Consider the following 22,399-nt stretch of genomic DNA (forward strand, 5'->3'; position numbering starts at 1 on the left):
TATGTTACGCGTAATAGATACCGAAACCTGTGGCTTGCAGGGCGGCGTAGTGGAAGTCGCCTCCGTTGACGTTATCGACGGCAGGATCGTGAACCCTATGAGCGATCTGATCAGTCCGGATCGGCCCATCAGCCGTCAGGCTATGGCCATCCACCGCATCACTGAAACGATGGTGCTGGGCAAGCCCACCATTGAAGAAGCGATTGGCCGCTATCACGGCAGCCCTTACTACGTCGCTCACAATGCCAGCTTTGACCGTCGGATGCTGCCGGAAATGCCGGGCGAATGGATTTGTACTATGACGCTGGCGAGAGGCCTGTGGCCCGGAAAAAAATACGGCAACCAGGCGCTGCGTGAAGCTTTACAGCTGGACGTGACGCCGCCAGCGGATCTCCACGCTCACCGGGCACTGTACGACTGCTACGTTACGGCGGCTTTGCTGATCCGTATTATGGAATTTTCCGGCTGGGATGCGCCAGAAATGGTGCGCCGGATGCAGGTTCGCGGCTCCAGCGCCACTTTCCCGTTCGGCAAATATCGCGGTAGCCGTATTGATGATGTGGTGAAACGCGATCCGGGATACCTGAAGTGGATGCTAAAAAATATCCCGGATCTGAAGCCCGATCTCAAAAGCGCAATGGAACGGGCTCTGTCGGCGGATTAACGGGCGCTGGCGGCGCTTAGCGTCTCCTGCGCCAGGCCAATCAGGAAAGCGTATTCCAGCGCCACGCCCTCATAAGATTTAAAACGGCCTGATTTACCGCCGTGCCCCGCATCCATATCGGTACAAAGCAGCAGCAGATTATCGTCTGTTTTAAACTCACGCAGTTTCGCGACCCATTTCGCCGGTTCCCAATACTGAACCTGGGAATCATGCAGCCCGGTGGTCACCAACATATGCGGATAGTGCTGCGCGGTGACGCAGTCATAAGGGCTGTACTGACGCATATAGCGATAGTAACGCTCGTCCGCCGGATTGCCCCACTCATCATATTCTCCCGTGGTCAGCGGGATAGATTCGTCGAGCATCGTGGTGACCACATCCACAAACGGCACCTGCGCCACCACGCCGTGAAAGCGCGTCGGCGCCATATTGATAACTGCGCCCATCAGCAGGCCGCCAGCGCTGCCGCCCATGGCATAGAGCTTTTCCGGGTTACCATAGCCTTTTTCCACCAGCGTATTGGTCACGTCGATAAAATCATGAAAGGTATTGAGCTTGTTCAGCAATTTGCCATCTTCGTACCACTGCTGGCCCAGCTCGCCGCCGCCGCGAATGTGCGCCAGCGCGAAGACGAAGCCGCGATCCAACAGGCTCAGGCGGCTGGAGCTGAAGTCCGCATCCATACAGCTGCCGTAAGAGCCATAGCCGTAAACCAGCATCGGGCTCTTACCAGGTCGATAGTGCTGACGGTGATAGACCAGCGAAACGGGCACTTCCACGCCGTCACGGGCCTTGATCCAGTGATGTTCGCTGCGGTAGTCGTTGGCGTCAAAACCCTTAACTTCCGTCTGCTTGAGGATTTTCCGCTCGCCGCTGTCCATATCCAGCTCGAACAGCGTATCCGGCGTGGTCATTGAGGAGTAGCCATAGCGCAGCTTGCTGGTATTCGCCGTGGGATTGACGGAAAGCCAGGTGACATAGGCCGGATCGTCAAAAGCGATACCGTAATCTTCTCCGCTCTGCCAGTTAATCTGCCGCAGGCTGGTCAGGCCGCGCTGACGCTCTTCCACCACCAGCCAGTCGCGAAACAGCGCAAAATCCTCCAGCATAACGTGATCGCGCGGCGCAATCAGCGTTTGCCATTTTTCCTCTTTCACATGATCGGTGAGATACAGGCCGAAATTTTTGCCTTCGCGGTTGGATCGCACGTAAAAATGGTGATCGTAATGATCCAGGCTGTATTCGTGATCCTTACGGCGAGGGCAGAATATTTGCGGCTGTGCATCGGCAAATTCGGCGTCCAGCAGCCGGATTTCGCTGGTAGTGGTGCTATTGAGCACAATCAGAATAAAGTGCTCGGACATCGTTTTATGCAGGCTGACGTAAAAAGTCTCATCCTGCTCTTCATAGACCAGTTCGTCATCCCGCTGTGGGGTGCCCAGCCGGTGACGCCATACCTGCCAGGGCAGCAGCGTCTGTTTATCCTTCAGCACATAGTAAAAAGTGCGGCTGTCGCTGGCCCAGACGAAGCTGGAAGAGACGTGATCCAACACCTCCGGATACCAGTTGCCGGTTTTAAGGTTGCGGAAGCGGATGCCGTACTGACGGCGCGACAGAAAATCCTCCGCCAGCGCCATCACTTCATTGTTTGGGCTGATGCCGAGGCCGCCCAGCGTATAAAATTCGCTGTGGGCGGCGCGCTGGTTGCCGTCAACGAGCACCTCCCACTCTTCCGGCGTGGCGGTTTCTTCCGGCTGGCGGGTGTAGACGGCATATTCGTTGCCCTCATCATAGCGTCGCTGGTAGCGATAGCCGTTTTTGACATAGGGAACGGAACTGTCGCGCTGCGGCACGCGATCGACCATCTCTTTCAGTAATTTTTCCTGCAGCGCCTGCTGCGTCTGCATTACGGCCTGCCCGTAGTCGTTTTCCGCATGCAGGTAGTCCAGCACGGCCGTATCTTCACGCTTGTCGTCACGCAGCCAATAGTAATTGTCTATGCGCGTCTCGCCGTGCGCGCTCATCTCGTAAGGTATTTTTTTAGCGACTGGTGGTTTTATCATTTGCTGCCCCGCTGAATCAGTTATACAGAGTAAGGGTGGCAGCTACGGCGGTGATTGCCAAGCGCAGCGCGTTGACAAGAGTTGATAAACAACGTTAAAAAAGCTTTCCGGGCCGGGTAAGGCGCCCGGAAAGAGTCAGGCGACCAGCTTTTGCTTCTCCTGCTGGATATCTTTCGCCATGCTCTCGCGGACGTCCTGCGGAATTTTCAGCTCGTCGCCCAGCGCCTGCAGATAGCTGCGCTCCATAAAGTGATCGACATCAATGACCAGATTACTGAGGAAGTAGAGTTCCAGCGCTTCCTCTTCGTTTTTCACATCCTGCGCCAGCATTTTAGGATCCAGCGGCATATCGATAGCGCGCTGCAACAGCTGCTCGCCTTCCGCGCCCAGCCCCGCCTGATGAATATGCTCATTGATGGCCTTACGTTCTTCGCCGTCAATATGCCCGTCGCTTTTTGCCGCAAACACCAGCGCCTGCACCAGCCGCTCCGCGCGTCTGTCCACTGCGGTGGCCTGCTGCCCAAACTGCGGCTCTTCACGATGCGTTTCGCTGACGCGCTGCTTGTACTTGTTCCAGAGCAGCGCGCCCGCCGCCGCGCTGCCGCCAATAATCAGCGCGTTTTTACCGTATTTGCTCAGCAGGTTACGGGAAGATTTATTGGCGATCAGTAGCCCAGCCAGGCCGCCTAAAGCGCCCGGTGCCAGCATTTTACTCAGGCCTTCGCCGCCGCCCTTGCCTTTCCCTAACACGGTTTGAATTTGTTGCAGCCAGTTAGTCATATGCTCTCCTTATTGTAAAAAAACCAGCATAGAGCGGCTAACGTCAGGAAGCGTCAAGTCAGGCAAAGCCTGGAAAACCTTTAGCGCGCTGATGAGGCTGGCGAATCGGCACAGGTCGCTATACTTGTCAGCAGGCGAGAGTCAAAAGGTCGGACCGTTTACCGGCTCTCTGTCCATTTTTTTGCTATTGAGCTTTAAGGGGAACAGGATGCGTTTTCAACATAATCCACTTTTTATTAATACGGTTTTACTGAGCGGCACAACGGAAGAGAAAATTATCGCCGCCGCTCAGGCTGGCTTCAGCCAGCTGGAATTGTGGCGGCAGGATGTGGACTCGGCTGAAGGTACGGCTCAGGCTGTAGCCAGCCTGCTTGAGGAACAGCGGCTTGCCCTGACGGATTACCAGGTGCTGCTGGATTTTGACGGCGCACCGGACGATCAGCGCGAGGAAAAACGCCGCGACGCGCTGAAAATGATGGAGACAGCGGCGGCGCTGGGCGCCACCACCCTGCTGACGCCAGCCTCTACGCAAAAAGAGTGTATCGCCGGGCGTGAAGAAGAGGATATTCGCTGGCTGGCGCAGGAAGCGGGAAAGCGTGGGCTGCGGGTCGCCTTTGAGGCGATGGCATGGAGCACCCATATCAATACTACGGCCGCCGCCTGGCAGCTGGTACAGCGTATTAACGAGCCTAATCTGGGCCTGGTCGTGGATGCCTTCCATATTTTTGTACGCAACCGAACCGTGGCCGACTTAAACGGCATCCCGATGGACAAAATTTTCCTGGTACAGCTTTCCGATTTAGCCACGCTGCCTTCCGGCAGCGAACTGGTGGAAACGGCAAGGCACCATCGGCTGTTGCCGGGCCAGGGCAACTTCCCGCTCTATACGCTGCTGGACTATCTGGAAGCGGAAGGCTACAGCGGGCCGGTTGGGCTGGAAGTCTTTAATGATGAGATTAAACAGCGCTCGCCTTCAGATGCGGCGAAAGAAGCCATGCACGCGCTGAAACGCTGCTGTGCGCAGGCGACAATCGCCTGAACCTGAAAAGCTGTGGTCTGTAAACGCTAAACAGAAAGATAAAAAGCCTGTCCGAGGACAGGCTGCTACTGATAACACCCTCTTATCAGGGCATCTGGTAGCGACAGGGCTGGTAAACAAGCCACAACGTCACACACTACAGACGAGACCGCCTCACGCTGCTTTAATGCGCCCCGCTTTGGGCTTCTTCTCTTCCGCATCGGCATCGGCATCGGCATCCTCAGCGGTTAACGCGGCGACTGACGCAACGGGACGGGAGGACTCCGCTTCCGGCATTTTGCTGGTACGCAGGATATGCTGCACGGCATCTTTGTTTTCCGACAGGAACATCCCCAACGCCTCGCGCTGATTTTCATCCATATCCAATGGCGCAGCGCTCAGCCAGTCGCAGAACACTTCGGCCATATCCAGCATTTTGTCATAAGCGTCGGCTTCTTTCTTACTGGCGAAAGTCATCTTTTCCTCACCTTTTCTGACGACAACATATTTGATTTCAACAGCCATAGTGCCCACCTCGTTTAACTGTATTTTTATACAGTATATCAGGCCGGGAATTTTTCTCAAGCCCGGAAATCGGATGAAGACGCAATCGTTTTCGTTTATACTGCGCCCGCGTTTTTTCCTCTAATCAGGTAGAGATTTATGACAACTCTTGGTACTGCGCTGCGTCCTGCGGCAACGCGTGTAATGCTGCTTGGCTCTGGCGAGCTGGGTAAAGAAGTGGCGCTGGAATGTCAGCGTCTGGGCGTTGAAGTCATTGCGGTGGATCGCTATGCCGATGCACCGGCAATGCATGTCGCCCATCGCAGTCACGTAATCAATATGCTGGATGGCGAGGCGCTGAAAGCGCTGGTGGCGCAGGAGCGTCCGGACTATATCGTGCCGGAAATCGAAGCCATCGCTACCGATATGCTGATTGAGCTGGAAAAACAGGGGCAGCGCGTGGTGCCGACGGCTCGCGCCGCTCGTCTGACCATGAACCGCGAAGGTATCCGCCGCCTGGCTGCAGAAGAGCTGGCGCTGCCGACCTCTTCTTATCGCTTTGCCGACAACGTGGCGGACTTTAATCAGGCCGCGCAGGAAATTGGCTTTCCCTGCATCGTGAAGCCGGTCATGAGCTCTTCCGGCAAGGGGCAAAGTTTTATCCGCGAGGCCGCAGGGCTTGCTGCCGCATGGGAATATGCCCAACAGGGCGGACGCGCCGGTGCAGGCCGGGTGATAGTGGAAGGCGTAGTGAAGTTCGATTTTGAGATCACGCTGCTGACCGTCAGCGCTGCCGACGGGATCCACTTCTGTGCGCCGATTGGCCACCGCCAGGAAGATGGCGACTACCGCGAATCCTGGCAGCCGCAGCAGATGAGCGAGCTGGCTTTACAGCGCGCGCAGCAGATTGCCGAGAAAGTGGTTATCGCACTGGGCGGGCACGGGCTGTTTGGCGTGGAGCTGTTCGTTTGCGGGGATGAAGTGGTGTTTAGCGAGGTTTCCCCTCGCCCGCACGACACCGGCATGGTAACGCTGATTTCTCAGGATCTTTCGGAATTTGCGCTGCATGTCCGCGCTTTTCTTGGCCTGCCCGTTGGCGGCATCCGCCAGTATGGCCCGGCGGCCTCGGCGGTGATCCTGCCGGAACTGAGCAGCGATAACGTGCAGTTCGCCAATCTGGATACGGTACTTGGCGCGGGCTTGCAGCTTCGTCTGTTCGGCAAGCCGGAAGTTCAGGGCAAACGTCGCATGGGCGTTGCGCTGGCAACCGGTGACGATATTGATGAGGCCGTGCAGCGTGCTGTCGCCTGCGCTGCTGGCGTAAAAGTCAGCGGTTGACGCCGTGCGCGCTACTGCATAATTAGCGTAAAATCTGCGGCTGATGCTGCCCCGCTTCTGCGCTGCTGGCGTAAAAGTCAGCAGTTGACGCTGTGCGCGCTTCTGCATCGTTAGCGTAAAATCAGCGGCTGATGCGCTCCCGCCTCTGTAAAGCTGGCGGCCGGCGCTGTACCCGCCTCAGCAAAAAGGATGGCCGCCAGCCATCCTTTTTTAGTTTTACGCTCTGAACGGCTTTAGCGCGCGCCTGCTACCGCCTCTTTAGCCAGCTGCGTAATGCGATCGTAATCCCCTGCTTCCAGCGCATCCGCTGGCACCAGCCACGAACCGCCGATGCACAGCACGCTTTTCAGCGCCAGATAGTCCCGGTAGTTGGCCGGAGAAATGCCGCCGGTCGGACAGAAGCGAACCTGTGGGAAAGGTCCGCTGATGGCCTGGAGCGCTTTCACGCCGCCGTTGGCTTCCGCCGGGAAAAATTTAAACTCGCGCAGGCCGTGATCCATGCCGGCCATCAGCTCAGATACGGTACTGATCCCCGGAATTAGCGGGATTGGCCCTTCCACGGCAGCCTGTAGCAGCGGCTCGGTGATGCCGGGACTGATAACAAATTTCGCGCCCGCCTGGGTCACTTCCCGCAGCTGCTGCACGTTCAGCACCGTGCCCGCGCCGACGATGGCTTCAGGCACTTCTGCGATCATCGCTTTTATCGCATCCATTGCGCAGGCCGTTCTCAAGGTTACCTCAAGCACTTTCACCCCGCCCGCGACCAGCGCTTTCGCCATCGGCACCGCATGTTCCAGCTTGTTGACTACGATGACCGGTACGACCGGCCCGGTGGTAAGAATTTTTTCAGCGCTTGTTTCCCAGTTACTCATCGTCCTGCTTCTCCTGTCAGGCCTGCCTGCTTCAATAAGGCGGGCAAAAACGACGCGCGCGGCGTCCGAAAAGTGATCGTCTGCTACCATACAGGATTATGAGCGGGTGCGTCCATGCGCCAAAGATATTTTTGAAACTGCGGTTCAATTTTTTACAGGCCGACGCCAGGCGTAAAAAAACCCGCCGAAGCGGGTTAGTCGAGCGTTTTATTCGAACTCGTTCCAGGAACGGCCGTCGCGGGTAATCATCGCGACTGAGGCAACCGGCCCCCAGGTCCCGGCCTGATACGGTTTAGGCGCTTCGTTATCGGCCGCCCAGGCTTCCATGATGGAATCGACCCACTTCCAGGCCTCTTCCACCTCGTCGCGACGTACAAACAGCGCCTGGATGCCGCGCATCGTCTCCAGCAGCAGACGCTCGTAGGCGTCGGCCAGGTGCGACTGGTTAAAGGTTTCCGAGAAGCTCAGATCCAGTTTGGTGGTTTGCAGATTGTGCTTGTGATCCAGCCCCGGTACTTTATTCAGGATCTGGATATCCACCCCTTCATCCGGCTGCAGACGAATGGTCAGCTTGTTCTGCGGCAGTTCCTGCCAGGAATCTTTAAACAGATTCAGCGCCGGGTTTTTAAAATAAACCACGACTTCCGAACACTTGGTCGGCAGACGCTTGCCGGTACGCAGGTAGAACGGCACACCAGCCCAGCGCCAGTCGTCGATATCGACACGAATAGAGACGAAGGTTTCGGTATTGCTGGATTTGTTGGCGTCTTCTTCCTCAAGATAGCCAGGGACTTTTTTGCCCTGCACAAAGCCGGAGGTGTACTGTCCGCGCACGGTTTTATCGCGCACGTTAGTGTGGTCGATACGGCGCAGCGAGCGCAGCACTTTGACTTTTTCATCGCGGATACGGTCAGCGGTCAGATCGGCCGGCGGCGACATCGCAATCATGGTCAGAACCTGTAACAGGTGGTTCTGGATCATATCGCGCATCTGGCCTGCTTTATCGAAGTAACCCCAGCGTCCTTCGATACCCACCTCTTCCGCCACGGTAATCTGCACGTGATCGATGGTGCGGTTATCCCAGTTAGAGGCAAACAGCGAGTTGGCGAAGCGCAGCGCCAGCAGGTTCAGTACCGTCTCTTTTCCCAAATAATGGTCGATACGGAAAACCTGGTTCTCTTCGAAGTATTCGCCCACCTGATCGTTGATCTCGCGCGAGGTTTCCAGCGAGGTGCCCAGCGGCTTCTCCATCACGACGCGTGCAGGCTGCGCGTTCAGTTTAGCGGTGCCCAGACCTTTACAGATAGCGCCGAACGTTCCCGGCGGCATAGCAAAGTAGTTGATGGTGACGCGCTTTTTCTGGTCAAGCATTTTGCCCAGTTTGGTAAAGTGGGCCGCGTCATTAACGTCCAGATTACAGAAGTCGAGTCGGCTGCTCAGCTTATCCCAAAGCGCCTCGTCGATGGTTTCCTTCATAAAGGTTTCCAGCGCTTCACGAACGACTTTGGTATAAGCCGCTTTATCCCATTCCGCGCGGCCCACGCCAATAATGCGTGACTCTTCATGGATTTGTCCGGCTTTTTCCAGCTGGTACAGGGAAGGCAACAGTTTCCGGCGTGCAAGGTCGCCTTTGGCACCAAAAATCACCAGATCGCATGCCTGGGCTGTTTGTGTAACCGCCATTCTATTCTCCTCGTTGCAGGATAAACCCGACCGGCGGATCCCAGCGCGGTCAGGCTTTTAATTTTCTTTCAATACAATGTACTGCTTTTGCCGGGTCGGCGTAAACCTGGCGACGCCCCGCCAGCACAGAGTAGCCAGTCTCAAAGCTTTTTGCCGCCCAATACACAGGCAGTTTGTGCTTAAAATTTCCGCTCGCTTACTAAGCGTTCCGACCAGAAGCACACGGAATATAACGAGGATAATGCGTTAAAATCAGCGAAAAGCAGCTCAACGACAGTTAACTAACGCTTTTTACCGCAGCAAAAAATCATCGATTTCGCCTTTAAAAGAAATCGACGAAACAGATAGTAAAAAAGCACTGTCACTGTTTAAAGTTACAACAGAAGTTGCGCCAGTCTTTTCATAATCCGCCATGCAACAGTATCCAGAATGTCGCGAAGAGAGCTAAACCTTCCCCCTTGCAGAACGCGAGCATCAGCGATGGCAAAATATCAGCTCGCCTCTTTTGGCACCTGAGGGAAATATTTTTTATAGCCAAACTTTAGTCGACCAACAAAAAGCAGGACTATGGTCAGTACAAACGAGAGCGCAAAGGCCAGTAGAATGATGTTCTGCAGCGTGGTCTTTTCAGAGAGCAGGCTTACGGCGAGGCCGCCTACTGGAATAGAAAGCAAATTCAACATGCCGACCACGCCGATTACCCTGGACAAAATTGCAGCAGGAATAATCGTGCTACGCATAATTCTGATATAAACGCTGAAGCCTCCGTCAAAGGCGCTCAGAAGCGCATAAAGCGCCACGTAAGCATAATAATTACCTGCCAGTCCAAGAAACAGGCCGCTCGCTAATATGATTAACAGTGAAAGTTGCCCAATCAGCGTCACGCTGAAGCGAAGCGTCAACCGAGGAATAAGGTAAAAAAGCAGCACTGACGCTAAAGCCGCAACGCTTTGCATCAGGCCTAACGCTCCCGACTCCAGCTTAAAATGCTTAAGGATAACGGCCGGAGAGATAGCTAAAACCACGCCATAAATGATATTGACAATCCATGTCATAGTGCACAGATAAATAATTTTCTTGTCTTCGAAAAGATAAACAAAGGCTTCGCGATTAGAGCGCAGGATATCTTTGACCTTAGTCACTCCTGCGGATTCAGGCGAGGCAATAGATAATGTTAAAAGGTTCGCGGCCGACAGCAAAAACAGCGCGGCCGAGATCAAAAGAATGCCATTTACGTGTGCGTGGCTATAAATAACAATGGCGATGGCTGGCCCAAGGATCTGTGAAAATTGCTCTACCGTCTGTATCCTGGAATGCACTCTGGCATACTCTTCACGTGGAACATTGGCCGGTATAATGGACTCGATCGAGACAAAATTCAGGACGTAACACAGAGACATGATGGCCATCAGCGTGGTCAGCGTGGCAAATATGCCGGTGATGTTAACCAGTAAAAAAGCAGCCGCCAGGGCTGCGCATCTGAAGACATCTAACGACAAAAATATTTTTTTGAAGTTTTTCCCCTGCAGTAAACTTCCGGCAATCGGAAAAAACAGCACTCGGGGTATCCACTCGATAACAAATGATAAAGCAGACAGGCTGGTCGAACCGGTTGATTTAAGGATAGCCAAAGGAACGGCGAACATCAGAAACTGATCGCAAAGGGCGCCCAGTCCTCTGCTAATGATGAATTTATGAAAATTAAAAGCGCCCAAAACGACTCCTTTACTCTGTTACACAGATTCCGTTATAAAAGTTTGCGCTGAAAGCGTTTTTGCCATTTCAAGATGTCGGGTAAACAGCGTTTCACTTTGCGTTTCGCCCGGCCAGAAAAATTCGATAATACCTTCCCGGTTACGCCACGAGTCCAGCGGAAAAATCTGTTGGCCCTGTACGGCCATGACATTGAGATGCAGGATTTCTTCAGGCAACGAGGCAGGCACGTTTATCTGCGTAAGCCTCCCCGTTTCCGCTTTCATAAAAGCAATAGCGGCAATGCCTTTGGCGGAGTCGAGGCGGGAAGCGAAAACCATTTCAGGATTAATATAGGATGAGACATGCAGCTGATAAGGGTTATAGCCATAAACCTTTTCAACCAGACTCATGATGCTATCACCGCCCGTCCTGGCGGCTACTTCAATAATTTTAATCTCGCCCTTAGCGCTGACTTTGGCTTCGAAATGAGCAATACCGTATTTAATCCCTAACGTACGACAGGTTCTTTCAGCAAGTTCAATAAGATCGCGATGGGAGGTAAATCGGGAAGGTACTACATGCCCCAGTTCAACGAAATGCGGCGGCGCGCCAAGGTATTTATCCGTCACGCCAATAACACGGCTAAAATCAGGGGTATTCAGGACTTCCACACTGACTTCAAACTCATATGCGATAAATTCTTCGACAATAAATAAACTTTCGTCGGCATTGGCTTCGCCATTGATGCTTTTGACATCGGCAATGCTTTTTTCGAAAGCGCGCACCAGCTCTTCTTCCGAAGAAACTTTTATTACGCCCAGGCTGCCCGCCATCAGGCGTGGTTTAATAATGGCCGGATAACCTGTCTGCGCAACGGCGCTACGTAGCTCGTCAAGTTTGGCAACCTGATAATATTTTGGCACCGGCAGGCCCGCATTTTGCAAACATTCCCGCATGATAAATTTATCTCTGCATCTTTCGACAACGGAGAGATCGTTGTGGGGTAATCCGTAATGTTTAGCAACGAAGGCAGCAGTAACTACGGTAAAATCATTGGTAGGAATAACCGCCCTCGGCGTTCTTCCGGTTAATTCCTCGTACCGTATAACTTCCTGTAGAACTTTCTCATGATCCGAGATGGGTGCACAAATATAGCCATCAAAATATTTAAGCGTATGAGAAAAAATAGTATTACTGACGGTAAAAACATCCATTCCTTCAGAAGCGCGTAAAGCGCCGGCAAAGGCACGTTCGCGGAAAGGGACTTCTGCCCCTACCAGAAGGATATAATCGCCATGCTTATTCATAAACTTCCCTCTAAATAATCTTATGTTTTACTGTCTGCCGCTGCATTTTTTACATACGTAACCTGCCCCGTTCATTAACAGCAGGCACGATTAAGGGCGGCAAAAGCCGCGCTGCGATCGAGAACCATTAGCCGTAAAGCTAACGATCCTTATTGAACTATTTTATTTTTTTCAGCGCCCTGGAAATTCGTATCACTGCTTCCCGCGCCGTTTCTGCGGTAAGCATGGAATAAGAGAGCCGCAGTGAATTTTTTTGCGGATCCCGCGCAAAAAACACTTCTCCGGGTACGAACACGACATTTTCTTTAATACATTCCTGCAAAAGCTGCGAGGCGTCGATACCCTCCGCGAGGTGACACCACAGGAACATTCCCCCATCAGGCGTATTCCACGTGATATCGCCGCCTGAATATTCATGTAAGGATCCAATCAGGTAATCGCGTCGGTCTTTGTAGGTGGCCTTTAATATCTCCACTCTTTCATTGATTCTACCGGACTCAATATAATGTGCGGCTATGCTTTGATTTAAAGTAGAAGTATGCAAATCTAATGCCTGCTTGGCGACAACCGTTGCCATGTGGAAATGTTCGGGCACGGCCAGCCAGCCCAATCGTAATCCTGGTGAGAAGATTTTTGAGAAGCTGGACATATAGCAGACGTTATGATTTTTACCGAACAGACTTTGCGCGACAGAAAATATTGAGGGAACGGGGTCACCGCTGAAGCGCAGATGCCCATAAGGATCGTCTTCAATAATAACCACCTGGTATTGTTGCGACAGCTTAGCGATTTTCACGCGCTGTTCATAACTGATGGTATTACCGGTAGGGTTGGCGAAGTTTGGCGTAAGGTAAACCATTTTCACCCCGCCTGCCGCCATCTCTTTTTCCAGCAGGTTCAGTTCAATACCTTCAGAATCATATTCCAGCTCAACGACCGTGGCGTCGGTATAGCCAAAAATTTGCAGCGCCGCCAGATAAGTTGGCCGTTCAACAAATACTTTGTCACCCTTTTCAAGGAAAACGCGACTTAAAAGATCGATAGCCTGTTGCGACCCGTTAGTAATAATAATGCTTTCCGCATCCACATTCAGATTATGCCCGCTGTTCCAGCGAGAAAGCTGCTCACGCAGGTGTTCCTCGCCTTCGGTAACGCTATACTGGAATAAACCTCTGTGCTCACGAGATAAAATATCTTTGAGAACGGTATCGATACCTTCAACATCGATAAGATCGGTGGCAGGAATTCCTCCTGCAAGCGATATAACACCGGGAATTTTGCTGAATTTCAGCAATTCTCTGACAGCAGAGGATTTGATACCAGCGGACTTTTTAGAAAGCATTGCTCACTCCCAATGAAAATTATTTTTTTAATCGCCGTTTTATCTTACTGTTAAAATTATGTAACTACAATAATGTGAGGAGCCTAATTGCGCGGTAATCATTACTTTTTTCCATGTAAAAAATCCGCCCGCAGCAAAGCCAGGCAGCGTTTGTTAGCTTCTATTTTTTTGCAACATAAACCGGGGAAATGGCTACCTGAATCAGACCTTATTTATAAATACAAGGTTTTTTGAGGTTAAAAATTGCGTATAGATTTTTAACTTCTCTTGATCGAGGGCGGTATAGTTGAAAATTTTAGTTTCTTCCGAAATTCTGGTAAGAATCCCTGCTAATCCCAGTAATATGTTGTCCCACTTATCTTCCTCGAGTGAAATAACAATATTTTCACTGTCGGCTACAGCTTCATGTAGACTGGAGCCGATGGCAACAAAGGGAGAAGTATCCGCTTCTTCCGGATAGTAACCTTTCACTACGCAAGCGTTATCGGTCAGCGCCGCATCGATTTTACTCAGGTTGACGACTGAATCACTGATGATAAGATTTTTCATAATATTAATAAGTTAACCCAAGGTATCTTTTTGATTCATCTGCCGCGTGATGGCGGGCCATGTTTGCACTACCGTACAGGCGCACCATCCAGCGATCCAGCCCGTTATATCGGGCTACAAACTTCTGTCGGGAATGCAGGGTACGCTGATTTTTAAACAGCAACATATCGCCTGGTGGAAGCTGAAGGCGGTGATAATGCTTAACCTTCTTGGTGGCTTCCATAAAAATGTTTAAGCTGACCAGCGCAGGATAGTCAACAGGAATAACCGTATCCATATCTGTCCTGTTGTAGTACATCCCGTCTTTGATGCCAAGGATAGCTAGCGGCCCTTTCAACTCATCGCCATTAAATGACGATGGCATCCGAAAGTAGTATTTTTTCTCACATAGCTCGTCAATAACGCGTTGTTCAAGCTGTTGCAACACCTCATCCAGCTCCACGACTTCTGTGAAGACGTCCGGATCCGGGCGTATACCATAGAAAGATAAAATTTCCGGCGAACCTGATACATTATTGGTTTCCTCCGGGATTATCGGCAGGATCGGATTTGAAACATGCATATCCAACGTTAATGCGCTGCCGTGAGAGCTGACTCTTTTTGCCCTTTTTCGCGTCGGCACCACGTGACGGAACAGGAGCCCTTTGTTCTCACGCAGATAAGATATCGGGAAAATACCGCAGGCTGCGAAAACAGCAAACTGCATGACGCTGGCTATCGGCAGATCGGCGTTATCAACATAGCCGGTATAAGGTGTCTCTTTAACGTTATAGTCAAAAGGCAGACCGTTGACGCGCAGAATATTTCCTTCACCAGGCATAAAACCAATTAGAGCGGCGAACGTCTCCGGGCTAAGGATATTTTTAACTTGTTCTTTCAGACTTGAGAGCGAGGAAAAAAGCATCTCATCATCAAACTCTTTAAAACTTTCAGCCAGTCTTTTCAGGCCCTGCTGTTCTTCCCATGAAATCCATACGGTTTCGATCACTGATATTCTCCAGTAATTATTTAACGCAGCTGTTAACAGACCGCTATTACAAATCTTTGCCGCAGGTCCATCCGCCATCAATAACAAAATTCGCGCCGTTGATAAATTGCGAATTTCTGTCGGAGAGCAGATTAACCACGGCGGCAATATCCTGGGGTTCGCCTGTTCGGGTTGAATACATTCCACTGTATATTTTTTTCATGGTGGCTTCTTCATGAAAATAGTGTTCAGTCATTCCCGTACGGGTAATAGCCGGTGATACTGAGTTACACCTTATTCCTTGACGACCAAACTCCAGAGCGAACTGTTTTGTCAGGCCAATTAAAGCATGTTTCGACGAGACATAGGCGGTTCTGTCAGGTTCAGCCAGAATCCCGCTTACAGAAGCAATGTTAACAATACTTCCCTCTTTGTTTTGTGCGACCAGCTTTCTGCAAAAGTTTCTCGAAATTAGAAAAGGCACGGTGGTATTGATTGCATATACAGCCGACCAGTTTTCAAGACTCAGGTCCAGCAAGGGTACGATCTCCCTGATACCGGCAGCGTTGATCAGAAGGTTGTATTCGCCGAACGGTAAGTCATTGAATGAATTTTCATTCAGAGCATTCAGGTCCATCAAATCCGTTCTGATAAATTTAAAGCCATCACGAACTATATCGTTTTCAAGATCCAGTCCGAATACCTGATAGTTCCTCTCGAGCAGGGAGTAAACGATTTCTTTGCCAATACCGCCATTACTTCCGGTAACAATTGCTATATTTTCATTCAATACTTTCACCCGTTTCCCTTTTTTGGAAAGTTACCAGGATGATATCCCTGTGCAAAAATGCATTATCGTCATATTCCTCTGGCACACTCATTGGCGTGACCGCATGAAAACAGCGATGATTAACCACTAACGTATCAAAGGTTTTTTTCATCCTTAATACACGGTCAATCCTCTTAGGATGCTTAGCTATTATGCTTTCTCCGCCGACAAGATCTTCCGAAACATCCACCAGATGCATAAAAACGACGTCCTCATCATCTTTGTGTAGCCATGCAGGAGAACTGTACGCCGGTTCTTTTCCCGCGTTATAGCGAAACAGATGTACACCAATCATTAACTCTTCAACGGGCGGCATGTCTTCGATATTTTTTACAATGTCGATATCTGTTTTCACTATGTTATTGAACAGCGCTGTTTTGAGGATTTCCGCACCGATATTTTGATAGTCTCTGACCACGCCACCTGTTACGGGATTATATCTTTTAGTTTGCTGATAAGGTTCAAACTTTCCATAAGTTACCTCGTTGTTCTGCCAGGCAACCTGAATATAATTTCTTAATCGATTTCCTTCAGAATAGGTATCCAAAGGCATATCGGCAAAATTAGCCTTTAAAATTTTAAGCTCATCTTCAGCAATGGTGAAATCTGTGAAGTTCTTAAGATTAAACTTAGCGTAACCCTGCCCTTGTAAATCCTGAACAATATTATCTATTTCCATTTTTCTACGTCCACCAGACCACTTTATTATCGATATAACCGATAAAGCGACCGGAGCTGATCCTCTCGTTCTCTACCGAACTGGTCACGCCATGGAGATAGGAAGCATTGAGAAAATAAAGATCGCCAGGTTTTAAGCGCACTGTGAAACTTTCAAAGCTATCAGCGAACGCCAATGGATAAGGATAACCTGTGTCCAGAACATCAAATTCTTTACGGATATTGTCATCCGGCCTACAGTTCCACACCTTCAGTTCCCCGCCGTTAGCAGCATCGCAAACGCACAGATTGGAAGAAATAACGTTTTTAGCCGCTGCAATTTCATAACCGTCTTGCTCAGCAAATTTTAACTGGGCGCTGTCATCATGTGGCCATAACGACATATTACCGTTGTCCAGCCATCGTCTGGTGGTGGCAAAATTGGCATTATGGCTTTTAAACGCCGACGGTCGATAAGAAATTTTTTCCTGAGAAAAGAAATTTTCCAGCTGTTTATCCATATAAAGCGTTCTCACTACATCATCACACATACCCTGATATAAATTCAGAACGTCCGCATCCGACTCCAGGGTGGCATTGATGTATTCCATTCCGGTTTTATGGAATTGTGAAGAACCTATCTGTTCTGTTTTCACAAAGCCGTCATCCGGGCGGTGATTGCCTTTTATCCGCATAATTTCATAAAAATTACTTTTTATTTTTTCACAGACCGCCGGGTCTACCGCATTACGAATGATATAAAGCACTCTGCCATCAGCATTTCCTTCCAGGATGATTTTTGATATTTTATATAAGTCCAGGTCTTCGATAACGTCTTCATAGTATTGGAACGGCATACACCCTCACAAAAGTTATTATTGTTATTCCCCTGATACAAAATAATAAATCAATTGTTATAATATGGTTATGTTTTAACACCTGGTTTTTTTAACGTCAACATTATTACTCATTGGGCATTGTCATCGGCGACCAAATTCCACTTTTGTTTTAAGCGTGAAAGTCCTCTCTGTGGATAATAAACTTAAGTGATAATTATTTCGCGAGCGTTGTGAATGATTACTGTTGATAAATTAGTCGCTACTATCCGTTGGTTTGCGGCTTCGCTCTGGCATTAAATGCTGCGCCCGTGAGAATAGCGGCGTACAGAGTGGCTACAGTCTGTCGGAAAACACGGCTAATTTAAGGCATTTTCTCGGCGGTTTTTTTTCTTCAGAATCGGAATAATCGCTTAAGCTTTTTGCTCCCTTTTTGCTGCCGGGTCGCCTGGTGAGATTACGCTGCCTGTTAAAATTGCGGCGGCGGACGGAGACAAGGTGGTGACTTCAGCCACGCGTCCCAGTATTGTATCCATTGAGGGCTTTGCCGCCCGTCTGCAGAACCAATACTAAAAGAAACAGAACGGTTCCCGCTTTGTTTCATCAGTATAGATGTGCACAGATGCACCGCGGGTGACGGCCTGACCTTTCATCCGTGGTTTTTAAACACAAGGAACTCCCCATGACTCGACGTTTCAGAAGAACGAAACATGAGGTGTGACTAGATGGAGGACCCTCAGTAGATCATAGGGTTACACGTTAGGTCAAGACTATTTGTGTCACTCGTGTATCAGTATTTGTGTCAGTAGGTAGCACTGAGAGTCACCGCCAGACGCTGTAGGAATCACGGAGAGACACGCAACGTATAAAGGAAGGAAATCACACAGGGTGAACTTAGAGGGTCATAGAGTGGCACCCTATGGGGGTAAAGTGGGAACCTTTATCTATTAAATGGTATTTCACACGTGAGCTATATTTTTTAAAGAGGTCATTAAGTAACCACCTTGATTGACCATAGGAGCACTTGCAGAATCAGTAAGAGGTCCGATAGGTCATAGTTTGAATGACCCATAGGAGCCTCCTTGTCATTGGCTTAATGCCTTCTTGATTAAGTATTCTGAATATCCGGTCATCTCAGCTAACCGTGTCCACTTAGGGACCTCTCCTAGTTTCTCAATGATAGACCTAACGGCAGACAGACAGGCCAGCGTCTTACGTTGTGCATAGGTTGGTAAGGGTGGACCCATCAGGTGCGCTGAGTCTTCGCGCCTATGGAGTGCCTTATGATCCTCTGGTGTCAGTACCTGTAAGTGATCAGGATTGATGCACAAGGGATTACGACAATCATGATGAACGTGCATCCCCTCTACGCTATGGCCTAAGTGTGCCATCACTGCGCGGTAATGAATCATGGTCCCTATCATCGGTCTACCACTGCTTAGGACCTTTGAGGTTGACCGCCAGCACCCATCAGAGGTTATACGGTATGATCCCGCAAAGGGATTCTCTGAGGCCATCCACTTAGCGAACTCTTTAGCTAATCGCTTCTGTGTCTCTTTACTGGTCAACGCATTTAAAAAGACAGTGGGCTTAGGCTTATATGTAGCCTTGCGGCGCTTACCTTCACAGGTCTTACAGGCACCTCGGACCCTATGGGGGCCATTAGGACTAAAGGACTCAATAGGTTTAACGGTCAGACATTTATTACAAGTTTTCATTGCTGTATTTCCTTATGGTGTAACTCTATGTCGCATCCCTACGCCAGACCCAAACGGGCACAGCAAGCCCTACCAGCGAGGGCATAGAAATACATCATGCAGAGTTTGAGAATGGTAAATGTGAAGCCTTGCGAGGGCTTAGGGTGTACTACATGAGGATTTTCAGGATGTGATCAAATAGTGATCCACTTGGCTGCATCGAAGCGGATAGGTCAGAGTGATCCTAATAATCATTAAGTTGGATAGTTGCTATCGCATAATGACCATTTATCTAAAAGTTAATCTTGAAGTTACTCAAAGAGTATTATCTTTTAATTAAATCAATACTTTCAAACTCTAAGTTTCTCAAGTGTCTTTAAGTCTCTTGAAGTTAAATCAAAAGAATAACTTTAAGTAAGGTGTCGGCTATCGCCAGATAATCACCATCACTCATCGGTCACTCTTTGTACTTCTTAGAGTTTCCACCCCTGTGACATTGTTGCCATAAGCTCATAGTCTCTCACCAGCCAATAGCTAAGAAGCAGTCTTACAGACCGCGAAGCGTACCAATGTGCTCACCCCTGAAAAAACAGCGAGACTACAAGCGGGTCGAGACGTGACTCTTTAGTGTCTGTTCCCTTTAGTGAGGGTTTAATCATACCCATTGATTAATAAGGTTTTTATTTCACTTTCCGAGCTTAGTGCTCTCACTATGTCGCCCCGAAGTATTAACCCATTGATTATGAGTGTTAGCCAATACTCGCCCTTGCTGAGCAGCTTCCAGCATCTCTATGGCACGCTGAACGGTCACACGGTAGCCCTTGATGACTAACGAGGTGTCACCCTCTTTGCGCCCTGCGGGTTCACCTGCTGAACGGTAAGAGACTAAATGGCGCTTGTTGTGATTCTCTTTGGCCCACGAGATGCCTGTAGGTGACTCAGCGTCTAATTTCAGGAACTCTGTGACTACTGACTGAACCTCAGGACCTCCTGTGAAGGTAGTGATGCGTGCCCTGTTAGATTTTGTAGTCGAGGTCACAGTGGGCTTGGGGATGTACTTAGGGCCGCTTAAGGGCCACTTTGGGTTGATGATGTAAGACATGGTGTCCTCCATAGTAGGTTTTCAATCTGAGCAAACTGAAATTGAAAGATGATTTTTCTAAATATTAAAAATAATTACTGGATGTATTGAGGAGCTAACAGAGTTGATCGTATGATGATTACGCTAGTACCTAGGAGAGAGCTCCTCGCAAAAGCTTGATGGTCTGCCTAGCAGCCATTGTGGAGGTTTTACCTCTATTCTCTCCCCACACAGCGCATCTGTCGCACAGTTGCCTATGGTTCAGATGTTACGCATCCTTCCATCCGGTCAATCTGTAACGGTCTGATAAGCTTGTATCGTGGCGAGGGTGACGTCACATGTGACGTCGAATACTGGGGTTAATTGCTGAACATCTCTTATTCCTGTCAGTTCAGGCGAGGCTGGTGTCCATTCCGGGCACTGGGAACTGAAGAGGAGATGTAATTATGAGTCGTAAGACGCATAAGAAGTACCAGGCTAGTGTTCAGCAAACGTTTTGTGTGAATGGTGGTATCAAAGGGGCACTCAAAGGTGTAGCCAAGTATTTTATTGGTCTATTCATTAGAGAGACAATCTCAGAGGTTTACCATTCAGAGAGCTTCGCTTCTATCTGGACGGCGCTTAAGGAGTTATTCCAATGGGAGCCTTAACAGAAAGGAGTAGTGGCATGAAAAACACAAAGCGTACCCCTAGTCTTCATTCGAAACCCAAGCTTTATCCTTTGCATCAATCCCCATTCTATAAACTTAAAGTTAAGAGTAAGTTATTCCAGTTAGTCGGCATTACTAAATCTCAACTGGCAAAGCTTTCACAAGATAAATCTTACAACATCTTTACCAATGAAAATGGGAGGACTATTCAGGAACCCATTCCACAGCTCAAATTAGCCCATAAGCGTATCGGGAAAATCCTCTCTCGTATTGAGATGCCTAGTTATCTGCATTCTGGGAGGAAGAAGCATTCCACCCTTACAAATGCCAGAGCGCACATAAAAGCAAATGAATTACTCAAGTTAGATATTCATCATTTCTTTCCGTCTACAACTGCCGCAAGAGTTTACAATCTGTTCCATCGTAAATTTGATATGTCTCCAGATGTCGCTTATTTGATTACAAACTTTGTAACTTACTCTGGAAGGATACCCACTGGTAGCCCTATAAGCATGGCCTTGGCATTTTGGGCTAACTGGGAAATGTTTGATGAAATAAATAAACTTGCGATCTCACATGACCTAGTATTCACAGTGTATGTTGACGACCTAGCATTTTCAGGGGAAAAGATTCCTAAAGGATTTGCCTCGCAAGTTAAATCTATTATTAGCTCCAATGGCCTAATCTCAAAGAGAAAGAAAGAAATCTTCTATCCTTCGAGCAAAGGGAAGTTACTCACAGGTGTTGTCATTCAAAACGGCGAGCTTAAAGTTAGATGGGCGCATAATGCCTCAATTAAAAATGAATTTGACAATTTATCTTTGGCAAGTCAAGACGTACAATTTAGAATCAAACTGCTTGAAAGGTTAACAGGTAAGTTACACGCAGCAGGCCAAGTGGACTATAAACTAAAAGATAAGGCCCGATTCTTCACCAAGCAATTGAAAATAGCAAGGTGCACTTTAATACAGCAACCACATTTAAGTCATCAATGATATTTTATTCTAAATCTTAAATTAATTGATGTTGACCGATTCAAAATCCCGGAGAGTATCTCACAGGAGACATAGCGCCCTTCTTCCTTAGACCATCAGGAATCCTTTTGCCAAGATAAAGCCGTGTGACTTCTGGGTCAGCTTCTCTACCACGGAACCCATAGCGTGCACTCTGTGCAGCTTCAAATTCATCATTTGTGTCCCATAAAGGTATTTCAGGGAAATTCTCACGGGTAGACTTGAGCCACTCATCAGCAACATATACACCTCTCACGATGCCCCTTACTGTCGCCAATATGACCTCAGCTTTACGGGCACGCTCAACGCTAACACGCCAACTAAAACGCACAGCATCATAGAGATCTATATCCTTTGAACTCCTGTTCACAGAAATCATCAGGGCCTTATGATGAAACTCAATGGTTTCGGGCTGATACGTAGCGATTAACTCTTTAATATGCGCAGCGCCAAACTCATTACTACCAGCGCCATTCATGATGTTTGTTAAACCGGGATAAGCATCAATGAGCGCAGCTTCAACCTCATAGGCGGTCTTCTCGTCAACCATTCCGTGCCGATGGATTACGTGGATGACCTCAAGACCAGCCAACCTGATCTCTCTAAGTTGCTTAAGCTTATTACTGATTAACTCATCATCGTCTACTGCTGCCACCTCTCCCCGCATGTGAGCGAATACGCGATTACCCTTACCTTTTCCAACGTAGAACGTGCTGCCGTCTCTAGGGTCAATCAGGCGGTACACATACCAGCCTAACTGTTCAATAACTCCTGCTGGAAACTCTTTGATGTCCATATCACATTACCTGGAGCTTGGTTAATACAGCTTAAGCTATATACAGTGTGGTCGACTG

The 22,399-nt window shown here is 49.2% G+C and carries 21 protein-coding genes; 5 read left to right on the forward strand and 16 right to left on the reverse strand.

Translation table 11 applies throughout. The features are described from left to right. Nucleotide 1 precedes the first annotated feature (1 nt). The gene (gene exoX / locus AB3U87_RS01230; protein ID WP_253460780.1) at nucleotides 2-664 is read left to right on the forward strand and encodes an exodeoxyribonuclease X; all 663 of its coding nucleotides are present in this window, start codon (nucleotides 2-4) and stop codon (nucleotides 662-664) included. Here the strand turns inward: exoX and AB3U87_RS01235 are convergent. After that, nucleotides 661-2,724 (reverse strand): prolyl oligopeptidase family serine peptidase, encoded by a 2,064-nt coding sequence (locus AB3U87_RS01235; protein WP_369894818.1) that lies wholly within the window; start codon nucleotides 2,722-2,724, stop codon nucleotides 661-663. The two genes, exoX and AB3U87_RS01235, sit on opposite strands and share 4 nt — an antisense overlap. A gap of 138 nt (nucleotides 2,725-2,862) precedes the next feature. Further along, complete coding sequence (locus AB3U87_RS01240) at nucleotides 2,863-3,507, reverse strand: tellurite resistance TerB family protein (RefSeq protein WP_301252184.1); 645 nt, start codon at nucleotides 3,505-3,507, stop codon at nucleotides 2,863-2,865. Between the two features lie 208 nt (nucleotides 3,508-3,715). On the opposite strand from AB3U87_RS01240, the gene AB3U87_RS01245 reads away from it, so the two are divergent. Next, nucleotides 3,716-4,546 (forward strand): sugar phosphate isomerase/epimerase family protein, encoded by an 831-nt coding sequence (locus AB3U87_RS01245; protein ID WP_394148123.1) that lies wholly within the window; start codon nucleotides 3,716-3,718, stop codon nucleotides 4,544-4,546. A gap of 153 nt (nucleotides 4,547-4,699) precedes the next feature. Here AB3U87_RS01245 and AB3U87_RS01250 read toward each other — a convergent pair whose 3' ends face one another. Continuing rightward, entirely contained in the window at nucleotides 4,700-5,050 is a 351-nt protein-coding gene (locus tag AB3U87_RS01250; protein ID WP_394148124.1) for a YebG family protein, read from the reverse strand. A gap of 138 nt (nucleotides 5,051-5,188) precedes the next feature. Here AB3U87_RS01250 and purT point away from each other — a divergent pair, with 138 nt between their 5' ends. Further along, complete coding sequence (gene purT, locus AB3U87_RS01255; protein WP_301729447.1) at nucleotides 5,189-6,367, forward strand: formate-dependent phosphoribosylglycinamide formyltransferase; 1,179 nt, start codon at nucleotides 5,189-5,191, stop codon at nucleotides 6,365-6,367. Nucleotides 6,368-6,600: 233 nt separating this feature from the next. Here the strand turns inward: purT and AB3U87_RS01260 are convergent, their stop codons facing one another. The 12 genes from AB3U87_RS01260 to AB3U87_RS01315 all read right to left on the reverse strand — a co-directional run bounded on the left by AB3U87_RS01260 (nucleotide 6,601) and on the right by AB3U87_RS01315 (nucleotide 19,903). Next, nucleotides 6,601-7,239: a bifunctional 4-hydroxy-2-oxoglutarate aldolase/2-dehydro-3-deoxy-phosphogluconate aldolase gene (locus AB3U87_RS01260; protein WP_253460768.1), complete on the reverse strand. Its 639-nt coding sequence runs from the start codon at nucleotides 7,237-7,239 to the stop codon at nucleotides 6,601-6,603. Nucleotides 7,240-7,446: 207 nt separating this feature from the next. After that, nucleotides 7,447-8,922, reverse strand: coding sequence for a glucose-6-phosphate dehydrogenase (gene zwf / locus AB3U87_RS01265; RefSeq protein ID WP_301252187.1), 1,476 nt, complete (start codon nucleotides 8,920-8,922; stop codon nucleotides 7,447-7,449). A 491-nt stretch (nucleotides 8,923-9,413) separates the two neighbouring features. Beyond that, complete coding sequence (locus AB3U87_RS01270) at nucleotides 9,414-10,637, reverse strand: MFS transporter (protein WP_253460762.1); 1,224 nt, start codon at nucleotides 10,635-10,637, stop codon at nucleotides 9,414-9,416. Nucleotides 10,638-10,655: 18 nt separating this feature from the next. Then, complete coding sequence (locus tag AB3U87_RS01275; RefSeq protein ID WP_253460758.1) at nucleotides 10,656-11,924, reverse strand: ATP-grasp domain-containing protein; 1,269 nt, start codon at nucleotides 11,922-11,924, stop codon at nucleotides 10,656-10,658. Nucleotides 11,925-12,081: 157 nt separating this feature from the next. After that, nucleotides 12,082-13,266, reverse strand: coding sequence for an aminotransferase-like domain-containing protein (locus AB3U87_RS01280; protein ID WP_253460755.1), 1,185 nt, complete (start codon nucleotides 13,264-13,266; stop codon nucleotides 12,082-12,084). 201 nt (nucleotides 13,267-13,467) lie between these two features. Continuing rightward, entirely contained in the window at nucleotides 13,468-13,815 is a 348-nt protein-coding gene (locus AB3U87_RS01285) for a hypothetical protein (RefSeq protein ID WP_253460752.1), read from the reverse strand. A gap of 4 nt (nucleotides 13,816-13,819) precedes the next feature. After that, nucleotides 13,820-14,803 (reverse strand): TauD/TfdA family dioxygenase, encoded by a 984-nt coding sequence (locus AB3U87_RS01290; protein WP_253460749.1) that lies wholly within the window; start codon nucleotides 14,801-14,803, stop codon nucleotides 13,820-13,822. Between the two features lie 46 nt (nucleotides 14,804-14,849). Beyond that, nucleotides 14,850-15,581, reverse strand: coding sequence for an SDR family NAD(P)-dependent oxidoreductase (locus AB3U87_RS01295; RefSeq protein ID WP_394148127.1), 732 nt, complete (start codon nucleotides 15,579-15,581; stop codon nucleotides 14,850-14,852). Further along, the gene (locus AB3U87_RS01300; protein WP_394148129.1) at nucleotides 15,565-16,290 is read right to left on the reverse strand and encodes a 2OG-Fe dioxygenase family protein; all 726 of its coding nucleotides are present in this window, start codon (nucleotides 16,288-16,290) and stop codon (nucleotides 15,565-15,567) included. The genes AB3U87_RS01295 and AB3U87_RS01300 overlap by 17 nt, the downstream gene beginning before the upstream one ends. A gap of 4 nt (nucleotides 16,291-16,294) precedes the next feature. Next, a complete protein-coding gene (locus AB3U87_RS01305; RefSeq protein ID WP_394148131.1) occupies nucleotides 16,295-17,125 on the reverse strand; it encodes a hypothetical protein in 831 nt (276 codons plus the stop codon). Between the two features lie 1,064 nt (nucleotides 17,126-18,189). Next, nucleotides 18,190-18,822: an HNH endonuclease signature motif containing protein gene (locus tag AB3U87_RS01310; protein ID WP_370873859.1), complete on the reverse strand. Its 633-nt coding sequence runs from the start codon at nucleotides 18,820-18,822 to the stop codon at nucleotides 18,190-18,192. Nucleotides 18,823-19,486: 664 nt separating this feature from the next. After that, entirely contained in the window at nucleotides 19,487-19,903 is a 417-nt protein-coding gene (locus tag AB3U87_RS01315; RefSeq protein ID WP_394148133.1) for a hypothetical protein, read from the reverse strand. A 425-nt stretch (nucleotides 19,904-20,328) separates the two neighbouring features. Between AB3U87_RS01315 and AB3U87_RS01320 the strand changes: the two genes are divergently transcribed. Then, nucleotides 20,329-20,532: a hypothetical protein gene (locus tag AB3U87_RS01320; RefSeq protein ID WP_394148135.1), complete on the forward strand. Its 204-nt coding sequence runs from the start codon at nucleotides 20,329-20,331 to the stop codon at nucleotides 20,530-20,532. Nucleotides 20,533-20,549: 17 nt separating this feature from the next. Continuing rightward, nucleotides 20,550-21,527: a reverse transcriptase family protein gene (locus tag AB3U87_RS01325; protein ID WP_394148137.1), complete on the forward strand. Its 978-nt coding sequence runs from the start codon at nucleotides 20,550-20,552 to the stop codon at nucleotides 21,525-21,527. A 40-nt stretch (nucleotides 21,528-21,567) separates the two neighbouring features. On the opposite strand, the gene AB3U87_RS01330 is transcribed toward AB3U87_RS01325, so the two are convergent. Next, the gene (locus AB3U87_RS01330; RefSeq protein WP_394148139.1) at nucleotides 21,568-22,341 is read right to left on the reverse strand and encodes an LEM-3-like GIY-YIG domain-containing protein; all 774 of its coding nucleotides are present in this window, start codon (nucleotides 22,339-22,341) and stop codon (nucleotides 21,568-21,570) included. Between the last annotated feature and the right edge of the window lie 58 nt (nucleotides 22,342-22,399).

The sequence above is a fragment of the Erwinia plantamica genome (genome assembly GCF_043420595.1).
GTDB classification, from domain to species: domain Bacteria; phylum Pseudomonadota; class Gammaproteobacteria; order Enterobacterales; family Enterobacteriaceae; genus Erwinia; species Erwinia aeris.

Excerpts from the sequence above, each read along its gene's own strand:
- exoX (WP_253460780.1), top strand. The coding sequence starts at position 2 with ATGTTACGCGTAATAGATACCGAAACCTGTGGCTTGCAGGGCGGCGTA.
- AB3U87_RS01240 (WP_301252184.1), bottom strand. The coding sequence starts at position 3,507 with ATGACTAACTGGCTGCAACAAATTCAAACCGTGTTAGGGAAAGGCAAG.
- AB3U87_RS01245 (WP_394148123.1), top strand. The coding sequence starts at position 3,716 with ATGCGTTTTCAACATAATCCACTTTTTATTAATACGGTTTTACTGAGC.
- AB3U87_RS01250 (WP_394148124.1), bottom strand. The coding sequence starts at position 5,050 with ATGGCTGTTGAAATCAAATATGTTGTCGTCAGAAAAGGTGAGGAAAAG.
- purT (WP_301729447.1), top strand. The coding sequence starts at position 5,189 with ATGACAACTCTTGGTACTGCGCTGCGTCCTGCGGCAACGCGTGTAATG.
- AB3U87_RS01260 (WP_253460768.1), bottom strand. The coding sequence starts at position 7,239 with ATGAGTAACTGGGAAACAAGCGCTGAAAAAATTCTTACCACCGGGCCG.
- zwf (WP_301252187.1), bottom strand. The coding sequence starts at position 8,922 with ATGGCGGTTACACAAACAGCCCAGGCATGCGATCTGGTGATTTTTGGT.
- AB3U87_RS01275 (WP_253460758.1), bottom strand. The coding sequence starts at position 11,924 with ATGAATAAGCATGGCGATTATATCCTTCTGGTAGGGGCAGAAGTCCCT.
- AB3U87_RS01280 (WP_253460755.1), bottom strand. The coding sequence starts at position 13,266 with ATGCTTTCTAAAAAGTCCGCTGGTATCAAATCCTCTGCTGTCAGAGAA.
- AB3U87_RS01285 (WP_253460752.1), bottom strand. The coding sequence starts at position 13,815 with ATGAAAAATCTTATCATCAGTGATTCAGTCGTCAACCTGAGTAAAATC.
- AB3U87_RS01300 (WP_394148129.1), bottom strand. The coding sequence starts at position 16,290 with ATGGAAATAGATAATATTGTTCAGGATTTACAAGGGCAGGGTTACGCT.
- AB3U87_RS01305 (WP_394148131.1), bottom strand. The coding sequence starts at position 17,125 with ATGCCGTTCCAATACTATGAAGACGTTATCGAAGACCTGGACTTATAT.
- AB3U87_RS01310 (WP_370873859.1), bottom strand. The coding sequence starts at position 18,822 with ATGAAAACTTGTAATAAATGTCTGACCGTTAAACCTATTGAGTCCTTT.
- AB3U87_RS01315 (WP_394148133.1), bottom strand. The coding sequence starts at position 19,903 with ATGTCTTACATCATCAACCCAAAGTGGCCCTTAAGCGGCCCTAAGTAC.
- AB3U87_RS01320 (WP_394148135.1), top strand. The coding sequence starts at position 20,329 with ATGAGTCGTAAGACGCATAAGAAGTACCAGGCTAGTGTTCAGCAAACG.
- AB3U87_RS01325 (WP_394148137.1), top strand. The coding sequence starts at position 20,550 with ATGAAAAACACAAAGCGTACCCCTAGTCTTCATTCGAAACCCAAGCTT.
- AB3U87_RS01330 (WP_394148139.1), bottom strand. The coding sequence starts at position 22,341 with ATGGACATCAAAGAGTTTCCAGCAGGAGTTATTGAACAGTTAGGCTGG.